The 16,539-nt window shown below is 44.8% G+C and carries 9 protein-coding genes, 9 tRNA genes and 4 rRNA genes; all 22 read right to left on the bottom strand.

Annotated elements, in window-relative coordinates; all coding sequences use genetic code 11:
* Positions 1-38: 38 nt before the first annotated feature.
* Positions 39-515, bottom strand: coding sequence for a 2-C-methyl-D-erythritol 2,4-cyclodiphosphate synthase (gene ispF, locus C5695_RS00610; protein ID WP_117728243.1), 477 nt, complete (start codon positions 513-515; stop codon positions 39-41).
* Positions 516-518: 3 nt separating this feature from the next.
* Positions 519-1,208, bottom strand: a complete 690-nt coding sequence (gene ispD / locus C5695_RS00605) for a 2-C-methyl-D-erythritol 4-phosphate cytidylyltransferase (protein ID WP_117728241.1) — start codon at positions 1,206-1,208, stop codon at positions 519-521.
* Between the two features lie 13 nt (positions 1,209-1,221).
* Positions 1,222-2,322, bottom strand: a complete 1,101-nt coding sequence (locus tag C5695_RS00600; RefSeq protein WP_117732955.1) for a PIN/TRAM domain-containing protein — start codon at positions 2,320-2,322, stop codon at positions 1,222-1,224.
* A 153-nt stretch (positions 2,323-2,475) separates the two neighbouring features.
* Positions 2,476-3,555, bottom strand: a complete 1,080-nt coding sequence (disA, locus tag C5695_RS00595) for a DNA integrity scanning diadenylate cyclase DisA (protein ID WP_024425581.1) — start codon at positions 3,553-3,555, stop codon at positions 2,476-2,478.
* A 2-nt stretch (positions 3,556-3,557) separates the two neighbouring features.
* Positions 3,558-4,937, bottom strand: coding sequence for a DNA repair protein RadA (radA, locus tag C5695_RS00590; protein WP_117728239.1), 1,380 nt, complete (start codon positions 4,935-4,937; stop codon positions 3,558-3,560).
* A 93-nt stretch (positions 4,938-5,030) separates the two neighbouring features.
* The gene (gene clpC, locus C5695_RS00585; protein ID WP_117728237.1) at positions 5,031-7,466 is read right to left on the bottom strand and encodes an ATP-dependent protease ATP-binding subunit ClpC; all 2,436 of its coding nucleotides are present in this window, start codon (positions 7,464-7,466) and stop codon (positions 5,031-5,033) included.
* Positions 7,463-8,554: a protein-arginine kinase McsB gene (locus tag C5695_RS00580; protein ID WP_117728235.1), complete on the bottom strand. Its 1,092-nt coding sequence runs from the start codon at positions 8,552-8,554 to the stop codon at positions 7,463-7,465. Before C5695_RS00580 ends, clpC begins: the two co-directional genes overlap by 4 nt.
* 4 nt (positions 8,555-8,558) lie before the next feature.
* Positions 8,559-9,116, bottom strand: a complete 558-nt coding sequence (locus C5695_RS00575) for a protein-arginine kinase activator protein McsA (RefSeq protein ID WP_117728233.1) — start codon at positions 9,114-9,116, stop codon at positions 8,559-8,561.
* A 14-nt stretch (positions 9,117-9,130) separates the two neighbouring features.
* Entirely contained in the window at positions 9,131-9,595 is a 465-nt protein-coding gene (locus C5695_RS00570; protein WP_034323278.1) for a CtsR family transcriptional regulator, read from the bottom strand.
* Between the two features lie 177 nt (positions 9,596-9,772).
* Positions 9,773-9,888 (bottom strand): 5S ribosomal RNA (rrf, locus tag C5695_RS00565).
* A gap of 61 nt (positions 9,889-9,949) precedes the next feature.
* Positions 9,950-12,880, bottom strand: a 23S ribosomal RNA gene (locus tag C5695_RS00560).
* Positions 12,881-13,062: 182 nt separating this feature from the next.
* Positions 13,063-14,611, bottom strand: a 16S ribosomal RNA gene (locus tag C5695_RS00555).
* 127 nt (positions 14,612-14,738) lie between these two features.
* A tRNA-Ala gene (locus C5695_RS00550) sits at positions 14,739-14,814 on the bottom strand.
* An 8-nt stretch (positions 14,815-14,822) separates the two neighbouring features.
* Positions 14,823-14,899, bottom strand: a tRNA-Pro gene (locus C5695_RS00545).
* Positions 14,900-14,906: 7 nt separating this feature from the next.
* Positions 14,907-14,983 (bottom strand) — tRNA-Arg (locus C5695_RS00540).
* Between the two features lie 11 nt (positions 14,984-14,994).
* A tRNA-Leu gene (locus tag C5695_RS00535) sits at positions 14,995-15,080 on the bottom strand.
* A 12-nt stretch (positions 15,081-15,092) separates the two neighbouring features.
* Positions 15,093-15,164: transfer RNA gene (locus C5695_RS00530), tRNA-Gly, on the bottom strand.
* A gap of 30 nt (positions 15,165-15,194) precedes the next feature.
* Positions 15,195-15,277 (bottom strand) — tRNA-Leu (locus C5695_RS00525).
* Positions 15,278-15,285: 8 nt separating this feature from the next.
* A tRNA-Lys gene (locus C5695_RS00520) sits at positions 15,286-15,361 on the bottom strand.
* A 37-nt stretch (positions 15,362-15,398) separates the two neighbouring features.
* Positions 15,399-15,474, bottom strand: a tRNA-Thr gene (locus tag C5695_RS00515).
* 33 nt (positions 15,475-15,507) lie between these two features.
* Positions 15,508-15,583 (bottom strand) — tRNA-Val (locus C5695_RS00510).
* 787 nt (positions 15,584-16,370) lie between these two features.
* A 5S ribosomal RNA gene (rrf, locus tag C5695_RS00505) occupies positions 16,371-16,486 on the bottom strand.
* Together the 16S, 23S and 5S rRNA genes with 9 tRNA genes alongside form the textbook arrangement of a ribosomal RNA operon.
* Between the last annotated feature and the right edge of the window lie 53 nt (positions 16,487-16,539).

Raw genomic sequence — 16,539 nt, 5'->3', positions numbered from 1 at the left:
TATTTTATCATCAAAATCCATTCTCATCAAAATGGATTTTACTTTTTCTGAAGAAGCACTGTTGCCTGAGAGGCAATTCCTTCGCCTCTTCCTGTAAATCCGAGTTTCTCTGTCGTTGTTGCTTTAACATTCACCTGAGTGACATCCGCTTCAAGTGCTTCCGCGATCTTCTCACACATTGGTTGAATGTAAGGAGCCATTTTCGGCTTTTGCGCCATAATGGTGCAATCAATATTCACAAGTGTGTATCCTTTTTCCTTCACTAGTGCCCACACATGCTGCAGTAATTTAAAAGAATCCGCATCTTTAAACTCAGGATCCGTATCTGGGAAATGTCTTCCGATATCTCCTTCAGCAATCGCACCTAAACAGGCATCTGCCACTGTGTGAAGCAATACGTCAGCGTCTGAATGCCCAAGCAGTCCCTTTTCATAAGGGATGGTGACACCGCCGATAATCAAAGGTCTGTCCTCTGTTAATTGATGTACATCAAAGCCTTGTCCTATTCTCAACATGATCTAGTACCCTCTTTCCGCATCCATAATTGCCTTGGCAACCAATAAATCATCCGGTGTCGTCAGTTTAATATTGGTGTAGTCTCCTTGGACAATATACACGTTCTCACTGTGTAATTGTTCCACAAGGCTGGCGTCATCTGTTCCAAGGAAGCCTGCTTTTTCCGCATATTCATGCGCCTCTTTTAAAATAGAATGACGAAAAGCTTGTGGGGTCTGGACTGCCCACAAGCTCTGACGTTCAATGGTTTGTTCCACTTTGCCTTCTTGAACGCGTTTGATTGTGTCTTTCACTGGTACCGCTACAACTGCGGAGCCTTTTTCAATCGCTGCTTTAACGAGCAAGTCAATATGTGTATGCTTAATAAAAGGCCTTGCCCCATCATGAACAAGCACGATGTCCGCATCTTTCACAGCCTTCAATCCCTCATATACACTTTGCTGACGTTCTTCACCGCCGGTGACAAGTGAAACAGGCGTTTGAAAAGCGTGTACCTTGAGTAGCCTTTCAAAGTCTTGACGCTCCTCTTCATTGATCGCTAGGATCATCCGTTTGCATGGTGAATGAGCGTCAAATACCTTTAGTGTATGAATGATAACCGGCATTCTTTTCAGCTCAATAAAAAGCTTATTGCGGCCGGCCTTCATTCGTTTCCCCTGCCCCGCAGCCGGAATAACTACTTCATAATACATGTTCGTTCTCCCTTTAGAGCGCCTTCTCCAGAAGTTTTGGCTTCGCAAAAATCATTCTTCCAGCAGCAGTCTGCAGCACACTTGTGACGAGCACATCGATGTCTTTTCCAATGTAATTGCGCCCTTCTTCGACCACAATCATCGTACCGTCATCTAAGTAAGCAACACCTTGGTTATGCTCTTTCCCATCTTTAATGACCTGTACCTTCATTTCTTCCCCAGGCAGCACAACCGGTTTCACCGCATTGGCTAGATCATTGATGTTTAACACTGCTACTTTTTGAAGTTCGCATACTTTATTTAAATTAAAATCATTTGTCACAACAACACCTGAAGTTAATTTAGCGAGCTTCACAAGCTTGCTATCAACCTCTTGAATGTCTTCAAAGTCACCTTCGTAAATTTCAACTTTGATATCCAATTCTTTTTGAATACGATTTAAAATATCAAGACCTCTTCGGCCTCTATTTCTCTTTAATACATCAGAAGAATCTGCAATATGCTGTAATTCCTCCAGTACAAATTGAGGAATGACCATGACACCTTCTAAGAATCCAGTTTGACAAATATCTGCGATTCTTCCATCAATGATAACACTTGTGTCTAAAATTTTCAGCTTTTTATCTTCTATTTCAGGTTCATCATCAGCTGCCCCTTTTTTCTTTGTGACCTTTGCAGATCGGGAGAACAGCCCCATCATTTCATCCTTCTTCTTAAATCCTACCTGAAACCCAAGATATCCTAAAAAGAAAGCCAGGAAAATCGGAATAATGGTACCAAAAATATGATATGGGATATTGTTTAGCGGGATCACGTTTACAATAAGATATGCTAGAATAAGTCCAAATACTAAACCGAAACTTCCAGATATAAGATCAGGAAGAGGCGCCTTTAATAGAGAATCCTCGATCCATTTCACCCAATTAACCACATAGCCTGTGCACCATTTGCCGATGATAAAGAACACAGCAGCTCCTATAAGTGCTGAAGAGTAAGCATTTGTTATGAAAGGTATGTCCTTTACATTTAACAGCAGAAATATTTCTGGAATGATAAAAATCCCCACAACTGCACCTAAAATGATAAAAAACGCCTGAACGATTCTTTTTAACATACCTTCACCTCCTTTATTTTTCATCTGTCAATCCACCCTCACCTGACATTGATATATGTTTAAGTTTCCTATCATGTTCAACAGAAAACAAAAGCATCATTAATATACCCATATTCATCCATTTTTAATCGTATTTCAGAAAAATTTCTCTTCTTATAGCTGGCGGTCGATATAATGTTTTTCTTGTAACCTTTTTAATCCTTTTTTTATCTTTTTCGCTCTTACTTCTCCAATTCCTTCTACTTCATCCAATTCTTGTACATCCGCTTCCATAATTCGATCGAGCACACCGAACGCTTCAACCACGTTTTCGACGATTGGCATTGGCAGTCTAGGGATTTTGTGAAGCAATCTGTAGCCCCTTGTGTACACATATTCGTCAATATTTGTAGAAGCTGGATAGCCAAGTAACTTGTACAGAATGGAATCATCTAAAAGCTCAAAGCTCGACATATCTTGAAGCTGTTTAAGCAGAACATATGGATCTTTAATCTTTTCTTTCACGTAATCTTTAATAAATAAAGCCGCTTCCTGCTCCATATCTGTAATCAGTTCATTGACTTGCAGACGGATCAAATGGCCTTCTGTTCCGAGCTCTTTGATATACATATTGATTTCATTTTTGATTCTGAGCACCATCTCGTAACGATGCAGCACGGATAATACATCACCAAAGGTCACAAGTTCTTCAAATTCTAGGGCGCTTAACGCAGAAATGGCGTGATCTAAAATGGTTTTATATTTCTCAAGTGTTTGTATGGCTTGGTTGGCCTTCGTTAAAATAAAGCCAATATCTTTGAGCGTATAACGTCGATTCCCTTGGTATAAGGTAATGACGTTCCTACGTTCAGAAATGGCAATGATTAAACAGCCTGTCTGTTTTGCTACACGTTCAGCGGTTCGGTGCCTCATGCCCGTTTCCGATGAATGGATGGTTGCATCTGGCATCAGCTGTGTATTCGCATACAAGATCTTTTGACCCGAATCGCTTAAAATAATAGCTCCATCCATCTTCGCCAATTCATATAAGTGTGCTGGGGAGAAGGCAGAGTTAATATGAAACCCTCCATCTACAACACTCTTTACTTTGTCGTTATAACCAACAACAATAAGCCCGCCAGTATTGGCTCTCAGGACATTTTCAATCCCTGCCCGCAGAGGTGTCCCTGGTGCCACAAACTGTACGATATCTAAGAGATCGAGTTCTCTCGCTCCTTTTTTCTCTTTTTCCATTTCTATGATCCCCCTAGTGAAATTCGAAGTGCCTCCGCTACATTTTCTACACCAACTAACTCAATCCCTCTCGGCTTTTTCCAACCATCTATATTCGCCTGAGGAATAAACATTCTCTTAAATCCTAGTTTTGCAGCTTCCTGCACACGCTGTTCAATTCTTGATACTCTTCTGACTTCTCCCGTCAGACCAACCTCTCCTATAAAGCAATCTGCTTGATGCGGCGCTGCGTCTTTAAAGCTTGAAGCAATACTGACGGCAATAGCCAAGTCAATCGCCGGTTCGTCAAGCTTCACACCGCCTGCGACCTTTAAATACGCATCTTGGTTTTGCAAAAGCAATCCGACACGTTTTTCTAAAACTGCCATGAGCAGCGATACTCGATTATGATCGAGGCCAGTGGCCATTCTTCGCGGATTCCCGAAGCTTGTCGGGGAAATCAATGCCTGTATCTCGACAAGAACAGGTCTTGTTCCTTCCATTGAGGCAACAACACACGATCCAGAAACACCTGCTGACCGCTCTTCTAAGAAAATTTCTGATGGGTTTAATACTTCTGAGAGCCCTTCCTCTCTCATTTCAAAAATACCTAATTCATTCGTTGAACCAAATCGGTTTTTCACCGCACGCAAGATACGAAACGTATGATGACGCTCACCTTCAAAATAAAGCACCGTGTCCACCATGTGCTCTAAAAGACGCGGGCCTGCGATCGAGCCTTCTTTGGTCACGTGACCAACGATAAAAATAGGAATCCCATTTGTCTTGGCGATTTTCATCAGCTGTGCTGTGCATTCTCTGACTTGAGAGACAGATCCAGGAGCGGATGTAATATCGCTTTGATAAACAGTTTGAATCGAATCCACCACAACAAAAGCGGGTTTCATCTCTTGTATAGCAGACGTTATATACTCCATATCGGTTTCAGCCAAAACATGTAAAGAGGCGCTTTCAATGCCGAGGCGGTCCGCTCTTAGCTTTGTTTGTTTAATGGACTCCTCACCAGATATGTATAATACATTCTGATTTTTGTCTGAGAGCTGTGCTGATACTTGTAATAATAATGTGGACTTCCCAATCCCAGGATCTCCGCCAATGAGAACAAGAGAGCCTTTGACAATTCCACTTCCTAATACTCGGTTAAATTCTTCTAAATTCGTTTTGATTCGGGGTTCTTCTGATGTTTCAATTGCAGATATAGGTGAAGGTTTTTGAATGGTTTGGACAGAATGATTAAAAGCACTTCGACGGTTTGCCGGCTCTTTGCGGACGACCTCTTCTGTCATACTGTTCCACGTGCCGCAGCCTGGACATTTCCCCATCCATTTGGCTGACTCATAACCGCACGATTGGCATATAAATTTTGATTTTGTCTTAGCCATAGATTGAAGAATACAACTCCTTATACTGGTCAAAAAATAAGTAAAGGGAGGCATACACCTTAGTGGTATGCCTCACACTTTTTTCTTACTATATTAGTTCGTAGCAGCCGTCGCTTTTACGACAATTTCTCCATCTTCCACATCTAATACGATATGTTGACCTTTTTCAATATTCCCCCTCAGAAGCTCCTCAGAAAGTCGATCCTCCACATGCTTTTGAATCGCTCTTCTTAATGGACGCGCGCCGTACTCAAGATCTACACCTTCGTCGGCAATCTTCGCTTTTGCTGCTTCCGTTAATTCGATTGAAAGGTCTTGTTCTTTTAATCGTTTCGTCAATTGATCAGACATAAGAGATACGATTTCCTTCAGATGTTTCTTTTCAAGTGAGTGAAAGACAATGATTTCATCAATACGGTTGATGAACTCAGGTCTAAACGCACGTTTCAACTCGCCCATCACTTTGCCTTTCATATCCTTGTAATTCTGACTTTCATCCTGCACGTTAAAGCCAACATATTTATTTCTCTTCAGTTCACTAGCTCCAACGTTGGATGTCATGATCAAAATCGTATTTCTAAAGTCAACGGTACGCCCTTTAGAATCAGTAAGACGTCCATCTTCTAACACTTGCAGTAAGATATTAAATACATCTGGATGCGCCTTTTCAATCTCGTCTAAAAGCACAACAGAATAAGGTTTTCTTCTCACTTTTTCCGTCAGCTGTCCGCCTTCATCATAACCGACATAGCCTGGAGGTGACCCAACAAGTCTAGATGTAGAGTGCTTCTCCATGTATTCAGACATATCAATTCGGATCATTGCTTCTTCATCACCGAAAATAGACTCAGCCAGGGCTCTTGCAAGCTCCGTTTTACCAACCCCTGTTGGACCTAAGAAGATAAAGGAGCCAATCGGACGTTTTGGATCTTTCAGGCCTGCACGCGCACGTCTCACAGCTTTAGCTACAGCGACAACCGCTTCATCCTGCCCGATCACACGAGAATGGAGTAATTGTTCCATATTGAGAAGCTTATCTGTTTCCGTTTGAGCAATTTTCGAAACAGGTACTCCCGTCCAGCTAGAGACAACCATTGCGATATCATCTACAGATACCTCTGAATTCTCTTGGCCCTGCTTTTCTTTCCATGATTTCTTTGTAACCTCTACTTTTTCACGTAAACGCTGCTCTGTATCGCGAAGGGAAGCTGCTTTTTCAAATTCCTGACTTTGAACAGCTGCATCCTTTTCCTTGCGTACTTCATCCAGCTTTTGTTCTAGTTCCTTTAGATTAGGTGGTGTTGTGAAAGAACGCAGACGGACTTTCGAACCTGCCTCATCAATTAAATCAATCGCCTTATCTGGAAGGAAACGATCAGAGATATAACGGTCAGATAGCTTTACCGCTGCCTCAATCGCTTCATCTGTAATAGACACACGATGATGTGCTTCATAACGATCTCTAAGTCCTCTTAAGATTTGAATACTTTCATCAACAGACGGCTGATCCACTTGAATTGGCTGGAAACGTCGCTCAAGCGCAGCATCCTTTTCAATATATTTACGATACTCATCTAAGGTTGTTGCTCCGATACATTGTAACTCACCACGTGCTAAGGATGGTTTTAGAATATTAGATGCATCAATCGCACCCTCTGCTCCACCAGCACCAATCAGTGTATGAAGCTCATCGATAAAGAGAATGATATTTCCTGCCTGACGAATTTCATCCATAACTTTTTTCAAACGATCCTCAAATTCACCACGATATTTTGTTCCGGCTACAACCGTTCCCATATCAAGTGTCATCACTCGTTTATCGCGCAGGATTTCTGGCACTTCGTTATGAATAATTTGCTGTGCAAGACCTTCAGCGATGGCTGTTTTACCTACACCAGGCTCACCAATCAACACAGGGTTATTTTTTGTTCTTCTACTTAGAACCTCAATGACACGTTGAATTTCTTTGCTTCGGCCAATGACAGGGTCCAAGCTATCCTCTTTCGCAATAGCCGTTAAATCTCTTGCCAAGCTATCTAGTGTTGGTGTGTTCGCATTGCTATTAGAGCCTGCCGCAGACGAACCCGTTTCATTGCTTCCAAGCAACTGTAGGACTTGCTGACGTGCTTTATTTAAGCTCACTCCAAGGTTATTTAAAACGCGGGCAGCTACACCCTCTCCCTCGCGAATAAGACCTAATAGAATATGTTCTGTCCCTACATAGGAATGACCTAGCTTTCTTGCTTCATCCATTGAAAGCTCGGTAACCTTCTTTGCTCTAGGCGTATAATGAGGAATAGCTTGAGACACCTCTTGCCCTCTTCCAATCAAGCTTTCGACTTCTTTTTGGATTTTATCTGAAACAAGGCCCAGTGCTTCTAATGCTTTTGCAGCTATGCCCTCACCTTCACGTACTAGGCCTAGTAAAATGTGCTCAGTACCAATGTTCTTATGGCCTAGGCGAATGGCTTCTTCTTGTGCAAGTGCTAATACCTTTTGAGCTCTTTCAGTGAATCTTCCAAACATCATATCGTTTCATCCTCCTGTCCATTCCTATGCATTTCTAAACGCAGCCTTTCTCTAATAATCGCTGCTCGTTTTATATCTCGTTCATTTGGCTCCAAAGCTCCTCCTGAATACTGTTGAAGAAAGCCCGGCTGAGTCAAAATCATGAGTTCATTCAGTATATTACTTGAAAGCCCCTTAATGATACCTAAATCAATTCCAAGACGCACATCTGACAAACACTTTGCTGTTTCCTTTGATTCAATCATACGACAATTGGACAAAATCCCTAAGGAACGGTACACTCTGTCCTCGAGTTCGATTTTAGATGTTTGATATAACGCTTTTCGTGCAGATCGCTCTTGTTCAATGAGCTGAGCGGTCACACTATTTAAGTCATCTACGATATTTTCTTCTGATTGACCAAGTGTCATTTGATTTGAAATTTGAAAGATGTTCCCTATTGCTTCGCTGCCTTCACCATAAATTCCTCTGACCACAAGACCTAATTGATTAATGGCTGGAATAATCCGATTCATTTGTCTTGTGAGAGCTAAGGCTGGTAAATGCATCATGACGGATGCCCTAATACCTGTACCTACATTGGTTGGACAGCTTGTTAAGTATCCTCGCTTTTCAGAAAACGCATAATCCACGTGCTCTTCAATCCAGTCATCTACTTGGTTAGCCGCTTTTAATGCATTGGCTAGTTGGAAGCCTGGGAATAAGCATTGAATCCGAATATGGTCTTCTTCATTCAGCATCACACTGATTTCTTCGTTTTCAGAAAGCAAACAACCACCAAATCTTGATTCTGCTAAGTTTGGGCTGATCAAATGCTTTTCAACAAGTACCCTTTTTGCTAAAGGCTGCGTTTCATTCATTCGAATCAGAACAAAGTTTCCAATGTCCTTCACTTCCTGGCTAGCAAACTTTTGCTCGAATTGCTGGAGAACAGCTTCAGCCTCTTCTTGAGAAAACTGAGTGGGGAAACGAACATGCTCTAGATTGCGCGCAAGCCGGATACGACTGCTTAGAACAATGTCACTTTCTGGTCCCTTTTGTTTCATCCATTGACTTAATGCGTCTTGAATAAAATGCTGGAGCGACATGTTGTTAATCTCCCTCCCTCTGCTGAGATTGCTCATGCTCTAATGCACGAATTTGATCTCGAACTTCCGCTGCTTTTTCAAATTCTTCTTGTTCAATCAGCTGTTTCAGCTCTTGCTGCATCAACTCAAGTTTCCGGCGAACATGCAGACTGCCGGCAATTCGTTTAGGCACTTTTCCATTATGGACTGTATTTCCACTATGGACTTTTCGTAAAACAGGGTTTAGATACTGATCAAATGTACGATAGCATTCTGCACAGCCAAAACGCCCTGTTTTTCTAAATTGTTGAAAGGTTAAGCCACACTTAGGACATTGATCCACTTCTCTTGCTTCTTGAAAAATGGATGATCCCTTATCAGCACTTGTGGTAAAGCTAGGATCAATATTCAATAGCCCTGATAATAAGTTATGAATCGAGAAACCTTGGTTTCCACTCATAGCATATGAATCACTGTTTTCTTTTGCACATTGTTCACATATGTGCATTTCTTGTTTTTCTCCATTTATAACTTTCGTAAAGTGAAAAGTGGCTGGTCTCTCATTACATTCTTGACAAATCAATCTTTTCACCCGCTTTACTTTAATTTCAAAGCATTTAACATCGCTTTCATCATTCGAGCTCGCAATTCATCACGTTCAGGTAAATCAATGTGCAAAACAGAACGGTCCATGACACTGATCATCATCTTTGCTTCTCTTTCAGATAAAATATTATTTTCGACAAGACGCATGATGATATGATCAGAGGCAGCCTGTGATAAACGATGATATATTTGGGAAATAATGTGGTTCAATAAGTCGACTTCATCATTCATTTTGACTTTAATGATGCGGATATAGCCACCGCCGCCACGCTTACTTTCAACGATATAGCCTCTCTCGCTCGTAAAGCGTGTATTAATAACATAGTTAATTTGTGAAGGTACGCATTGAAACTTATCTGCAATTTCATTGCGCTTAATTTCTAATATTTCTCGACCATTCTGATCCAAGACTTCCTTCAAATACTGCTCGATGATATCAGAAATATTTTGTGCCACTCCGCCTCCTCCTCCATTGACTTTGACTATATTTGACTTTAATCTTACTATAAATTTTTTCGATCGATTTTTCAAGATAATCGCTCAACTAAGAATATTATTTCCACATTTATATGGTGTCAAACCTCTTAAAAACACAAAAAAGACCAGTTCCGTATGGAACTGATCCTTCGAAAAGCTTGGCGGCGTCCTACTCTCACAGGGGGAGACCCCCAACTACCATCGGCGCTGAAGAGCTTAACTTCCGTGTTCGGTATGGGAACGGGTGTGACCTCTTCGCTATCGCCACCAAACCTGATGGAGAGAATGTTCTCTCAAAACTAGATAACAATGTTCATGCTTCACATTAGAATAAAGGTTAAGTCCTCGATCTATTAGTATCTGTCAGCTCCACGTGTCACCACGCTTCCACCTCAGACCTATCAACCTGATCATCTTTCAGGGATCTTACTTCCTTGCGGAATGGGAAATCTCATCTTGAGGGGGGCTTCATGCTTAGATGCTTTCAGCACTTATCCCGTCCGCACATAGCTACCCAGCGATGCCCTTGGCAGAACAACTGGTACACCAGCGGTGCGTCCATCCCGGTCCTCTCGTACTAAGGACAGCTCCTCTCAAATTTCCTGCGCCCGCGACGGATAGGGACCGAACTGTCTCACGACGTTCTGAACCCAGCTCGCGTACCGCTTTAATGGGCGAACAGCCCAACCCTTGGGACCGACTACAGCCCCAGGATGCGATGAGCCGACATCGAGGTGCCAAACCTCCCCGTCGATGTGGACTCTTGGGGGAGATAAGCCTGTTATCCCCGGGGTAGCTTTTATCCGTTGAGCGATGGCCCTTCCATGCGGAACCACCGGATCACTAAGCCCGACTTTCGTCCCTGCTCGACTTGTAGGTCTCGCAGTCAAGCTCCCTTGTGCCTTTACACTCTGCGAATGATTTCCAACCATTCTGAGGGAACCTTTGGGCGCCTCCGTTACATTTTAGGAGGCGACCGCCCCAGTCAAACTGCCCACCTGACACTGTCTCCCTGCCCGATAAGGGCAGCGGGTTAGAAGGTCAATACAGCCAGGGTAGTATCCCACCGATGCCTCCACCGAAGCTAGCGCTCCGGTTTCCAAGGCTCCTACCTATCCTGTACAAGCTGTACCAACATTCAATATCAGGCTGCAGTAAAGCTCCACGGGGTCTTTCCGTCCTGTCGCGGGTAACCTGCATCTTCACAGGTACTATAATTTCACCGAGTCTCTCGTTGAGACAGTGCCCAGATCGTTGCGCCTTTCGTGCGGGTCGGAACTTACCCGACAAGGAATTTCGCTACCTTAGGACCGTTATAGTTACGGCCGCCGTTTACTGGGGCTTCAATTCGCACCTTCGCTTACGCTAAGCGCTCCTCTTAACCTTCCAGCACCGGGCAGGCGTCAGCCCCTATACTTCGCCTTACGGCTTCGCAGAGACCTGTGTTTTTGCTAAACAGTCGCCTGGGCCTATTCACTGCGGCTTCTCGGGGCTTTAACACCCTAAGAAGCACCCCTTCTCCCGAAGTTACGGGGTCATTTTGCCGAGTTCCTTAACGAGAGTTCTCTCGATCACCTTAGGATTCTCTCCTCGCCTACCTGTGTCGGTTTGCGGTACGGGCACCTCTCACCTCGCTAGAGGCTTTTCTTGGCAGTGTGGAATCAGGAACTTCGCTACTAAATTTCGCTCGCCATCACAGCTCAGCCTTTACGGGAAACGGATTTGCCTATTTCCCAGCCTAACTGCTTGGACGCGGATATCCAATACCGCGCTTACCCTATCCTCCTGCGTCCCCCCATTGCTCAAATGGTGAGGAGGTGGTACAGGAATATCAACCTGTTGTCCATCGCCTACGCCTTTCGGCCTCGGCTTAGGTCCCGACTAACCCTGAGCGGACGAGCCTTCCTCAGGAAACCTTAGGCATTCGGTGGACGGGATTCTCACCCGTCTTTCGCTACTCATACCGGCATTCTCACTTCTAAGCGCTCCACCAGTCCTTCCGGTCTGACTTCACTGCACTTAGAACGCTCTCCTACCACTGTTCGTAAGAACAGTCCGCAGCTTCGGTGATACGTTTAGCCCCGGTACATTTTCGGCGCAGAGTCACTCGACCAGTGAGCTATTACGCACTCTTTAAATGGTGGCTGCTTCTAAGCCAACATCCTGGTTGTCTAAGCAACTCCACATCCTTTTCCACTTAACGTATACTTTGGGACCTTAGCTGGCGGTCTGGGCTGTTTCCCTTTCGACTACGGATCTTATCACTCGCAGTCTGACTCCCAAGGATAAGTCATCGGCATTCGGAGTTTGACTGAATTCGGTAACCCGGTAGGGGCCCCTAGTCCAATCAGTGCTCTACCTCCGAGACTCTTACCTTGAGGCTAGCCCTAAAGCTATTTCGGAGAGAACCAGCTATCTCCAGGTTCGATTGGCATTTCACCCCTACCCACACCTCATCCCCGCACTTTTCAACGTGCGTGGGTTCGGGCCTCCATTCAGTGTTACCTGAACTTCACCCTGGACATGGGTAGATCACCTGGTTTCGGGTCTACGACCACGTACTCATGCGCCCTATTCAGACTCGCTTTCGCTGCGGCTCCGCATCTTCTGCTTAACCTTGCACGGGATCGTAACTCGCCGGTTCATTCTACAAAAGGCACGCCATCACCCATTAACGGGCTCTGACTACTTGTAGGCACACGGTTTCAGGATCTATTTCACTCCCCTTCCGGGGTGCTTTTCACCTTTCCCTCACGGTACTGGTTCACTATCGGTCACTAGGGAGTATTTAGCCTTGGGAGATGGTCCTCCCGGATTCCGACGGAATTTCACGTGTTCCGCCGTACTCAGGATCCACTCTGGAGAGAACAACATTTCAGTTACAGGGCTGTTACCTTCTTTGGCGGGCCTTTCCAGACCTCTTCGCTTATATCGTTCCTTTGTAACTCCGTATAGAGTGTCCTACAACCCCAAGAGGCAAGCCTCTTGGTTTGGGCTGTTCCCGTTTCGCTCGCCGCTACTCAGGGAATCGCATTTGCTTTCTCTTCCTCCGGGTACTTAGATGTTTCAGTTCCCCGGGTATGCCTTCTCATACTCTATGTATTCAAGTATGGATACTACTCCATTACGAGCAGTGGGTTTCCCCATTCGGAAATCTCCGGATCAAAGCTTGCTTACAGCTCCCCGAAGCATATCGGTGTTCGTCCCGTCCTTCATCGGCTCCTAGTGCCAAGGCATCCACCGTGCGCCCTTTCTAACTTAACCATTTCTTACTTTAGAAAGAATCACTATGTGTGATGAACTTTGCATTGCATTCAATGTGAATGTATTACTTATTGTTATCTAGTTTTCAAAGAACAATCCTGTCTCGCTAGAGACATGTCTTGAAGGAATGATCCTTCAAAACTAAACAAGACGAAAACGCACACTGCTCCATATATCCTTAGAAAGGAGGTGATCCAGCCGCACCTTCCGATACGGCTACCTTGTTACGACTTCACCCCAATCATCTGCCCCACCTTCGGCGGCTGGCTCCATAAAGGTTACCTCACCGACTTCGGGTGTTGCAAACTCTCGTGGTGTGACGGGCGGTGTGTACAAGGCCCGGGAACGTATTCACCGCGGCATGCTGATCCGCGATTACTAGCGATTCCAGCTTCACGCAGTCGAGTTGCAGACTGCGATCCGAACTGAGAACAGATTTATGGGATTGGCTAAACCTTGCGGTCTCGCAGCCCTTTGTTCTGTCCATTGTAGCACGTGTGTAGCCCAGGTCATAAGGGGCATGATGATTTGACGTCATCCCCACCTTCCTCCGGTTTGTCACCGGCAGTCACCTTAGAGTGCCCAACTGAATGCTGGCAACTAAGATCAAGGGTTGCGCTCGTTGCGGGACTTAACCCAACATCTCACGACACGAGCTGACGACAACCATGCACCACCTGTCACTCTGTCCCCGAAGGGAAAGCCCTATCTCTAGGGTTGTCAGAGGATGTCAAGACCTGGTAAGGTTCTTCGCGTTGCTTCGAATTAAACCACATGCTCCACCGCTTGTGCGGGCCCCCGTCAATTCCTTTGAGTTTCAGTCTTGCGACCGTACTCCCCAGGCGGAGTGCTTAATGCGTTAGCTGCAGCACTAAGGGGCGGAAACCCCCTAACACTTAGCACTCATCGTTTACGGCGTGGACTACCAGGGTATCTAATCCTGTTCGCTCCCCACGCTTTCGCTCCTCAGCGTCAGTTACAGACCAGAGAGTCGCCTTCGCCACTGGTGTTCCTCCACATCTCTACGCATTTCACCGCTACACGTGGAATTCCACTCTCCTCTTCTGCACTCAAGTTTCCCAGTTTCCAATGACCCTCCCCGGTTGAGCCGGGGGCTTTCACATCAGACTTAAGAAACCGCCTGCGAGCCCTTTACGCCCAATAATTCCGGACAACGCTTGCCACCTACGTATTACCGCGGCTGCTGGCACGTAGTTAGCCGTGGCTTTCTGGTTAGGTACCGTCAAGGTGCGAGCAGTTACTCTCGCACTTGTTCTTCCCTAACAACAGAGCTTTACGATCCGAAAACCTTCATCACTCACGCGGCGTTGCTCCGTCAGACTTTCGTCCATTGCGGAAGATTCCCTACTGCTGCCTCCCGTAGGAGTCTGGGCCGTGTCTCAGTCCCAGTGTGGCCGATCACCCTCTCAGGTCGGCTACGCATCGTCGCCTTGGTGAGCCATTACCCCACCAACTAGCTAATGCGCCGCGGGTCCATCTGTAAGTGACAGCCGAAACCGTCTTTCATCCTTGAACCATGCGGTTCAAGGAACTATCCGGTATTAGCTCCGGTTTCCCGGAGTTATCCCAGTCTTACAGGCAGGTTACCCACGTGTTACTCACCCGTCCGCCGCTAACATCCGGGAGCAAGCTCCCTTCTGTCCGCTCGACTTGCATGTATTAGGCACGCCGCCAGCGTTCGTCCTGAGCCAGGATCAAACTCTCCGAAAAAGTACAAAACCGAAGTTTTGTTTTTCGTCAGCGTTTGACTGACTACCTATGATGTATCATAGGATTTTTTTATAAAAACTCGAATTAACAGGTACGTTTTGTCTTGTTTAGTTTTCAAAGATCATATTGGTGGAGCCTAGCGGGATCGAACCGCTGACCTCCTGCGTGCAAGGCAGGCGCTCTCCCAGCTGAGCTAAGGCCCCATAAAAGATGGTCGGGAAGACAGGATTCGAACCTGCGACCCCTTGGTCCCAAACCAAGTGCTCTACCAAGCTGAGCTACTTCCCGATCTTAATGGCGCGCCCGAGAGGAGTCGAACCCCTAACCTTTTGATCCGTAGTCAAACGCTCTATCCAATTGAGCTACGGGCGCTTATTTTATAATGCCGAGGGCCGGACTTGAACCGGCACGGTAGTCACCTACCGCAGGATTTTAAGTCCTGTGTGTCTGCCAATTCCACCACCCCGGCGTGGATGGTATAAGCGGAAGACGGGATTCGAACCCGCGACCCCCACCTTGGCAAGGTGGTGTTCTACCACTGAACTACTTCCGCATTACAGGATTTCTTTATTTTATTTGGCAATGCGGGTGAAGGGACTTGAACCCCCACGTCATAAAGACACTAGATCCTAAGTCTAGCGCGTCTGCCAATTCCGCCACACCCGCATGAAACATGGTGAGCCATGAAGGACTCGAACCTTCGACCCTCTGATTAAAAGTCAGATGCTCTACCAACTGAGCTAATGGCTCGCTTTAAAAGCGACTTGTCTATCTTACCATATGAAAGTGGTGCCGGCAAGAGGACTTGAACCCCCAACCTACTGATTACAAGTCAGTTGCTCTACCAGTTGAGCTACACCGGCTTTATCTATCCTAACATTATGTAAGAATAAATATGGTGGAGGATGACGGGCTCGAACCGCCGACCCTCTGCTTGTAAGGCAGATGCTCTCCCAGCTGAGCTAATCCTCCATATTATGTTGTCATTTCGAATGTCTCTCGATCCGACAAATAGTATTATATAACGATAGGATATTGTTTGTAAAGACTTTTTTAAAATAATTTTTGAATTTATTTTAACGTTGTTTCTTTCACCTTTTCGTTAAGGCACCTAAAGAAGTTTACCACTTGTCTCATCATTTTAAAAGTCTTTTTTTCATTTTTTTATGTTTTTTTGTTAAAAAGGGCCTTAATAAAGCTTTATTGATGTAATTTATCCTATTTTGAGCTTTTTATATGCTTGTTTTATTCAATGTATTTTCTCATCTGAATTATCTAGGGGAGGAATTCTCTCATTATTTTATTTTTCTGATAAATCATTTTCATGTAAAAATATTCGTAAATGATGCTGTTTTTTACTACCTTCAATATTAAAGTGTTACTAATGGTAACACTTTAATTGTTGATTCTTTCTTTGTTCTTTCCTCTTACTCAGAGCGAAAAATTTAACTGTAAGTATTCTATATTCTTCGGCTTGCTCTATTGTCTGTGTAAACACCCCACTATATATGGCTTCCAAAGAAAATTCTTATTAAATTCTTTCTACGCTTTTCATATTCACCCTAAACAAATTGAACGGCTGATTTATAAAACAGTTGCGCTGTTCAATGGAAATACATGAAAGTGAGACAGACAGAGAGATTAACTATCGATGAGGCATTTTTAAATCATCACTCCTCACTTTACAAAGTGATTTAATAGAAGTGATTTTTTCAAAAACAAAAAAGACCAGTTCCGTATGGAACTGATCCTTCGAAAAGCTTGGCGGCGTCCTACTCTCACAGGGGGAGACCCCCAACTACCATCGGCGCTGAAGAGCTTAACTTCCGTGTTCGGTATGGGAACGGGTGTGACCTCTTCGCTATCGCCACCAAACCTGATGGAGAGAATGTTCTCTCAAAACTAGATAACAATGTTCATGCTTCACA

Origin of the sequence: Bacillus pumilus, from assembly GCF_003431975.1 — a bacterium.
GTDB lineage: Bacteria > Bacillota > Bacilli > Bacillales > Bacillaceae > Bacillus > Bacillus pumilus_N.
Note: the sequence above shows the minus strand (reverse complement) of the source record. Positions and strands in the feature narration are given on the sequence as shown.

Bases quoted from the DNA above. Each gene is read 5' to 3' on its own strand.
- ispF (WP_117728243.1), bottom strand. From the start codon at position 515: ATGTTGAGAATAGGACAAGGCTTTGATGTACATCAATTAACAGAGGAC.
- ispD (WP_117728241.1), bottom strand. From the start codon at position 1,208: ATGTATTATGAAGTAGTTATTCCGGCTGCGGGGCAGGGGAAACGAATG.
- C5695_RS00600 (WP_117732955.1), bottom strand. From the start codon at position 2,322: ATGTTAAAAAGAATCGTTCAGGCGTTTTTTATCATTTTAGGTGCAGTT.
- disA (WP_024425581.1), bottom strand. From the start codon at position 3,555: ATGGAAAAAGAGAAAAAAGGAGCGAGAGAACTCGATCTCTTAGATATC.
- radA (WP_117728239.1), bottom strand. From the start codon at position 4,937: ATGGCTAAGACAAAATCAAAATTTATATGCCAATCGTGCGGTTATGAG.
- clpC (WP_117728237.1), bottom strand. From the start codon at position 7,466: ATGATGTTTGGAAGATTCACTGAAAGAGCTCAAAAGGTATTAGCACTT.
- C5695_RS00580 (WP_117728235.1), bottom strand. From the start codon at position 8,554: ATGTCGCTCCAGCATTTTATTCAAGACGCATTAAGTCAATGGATGAAA.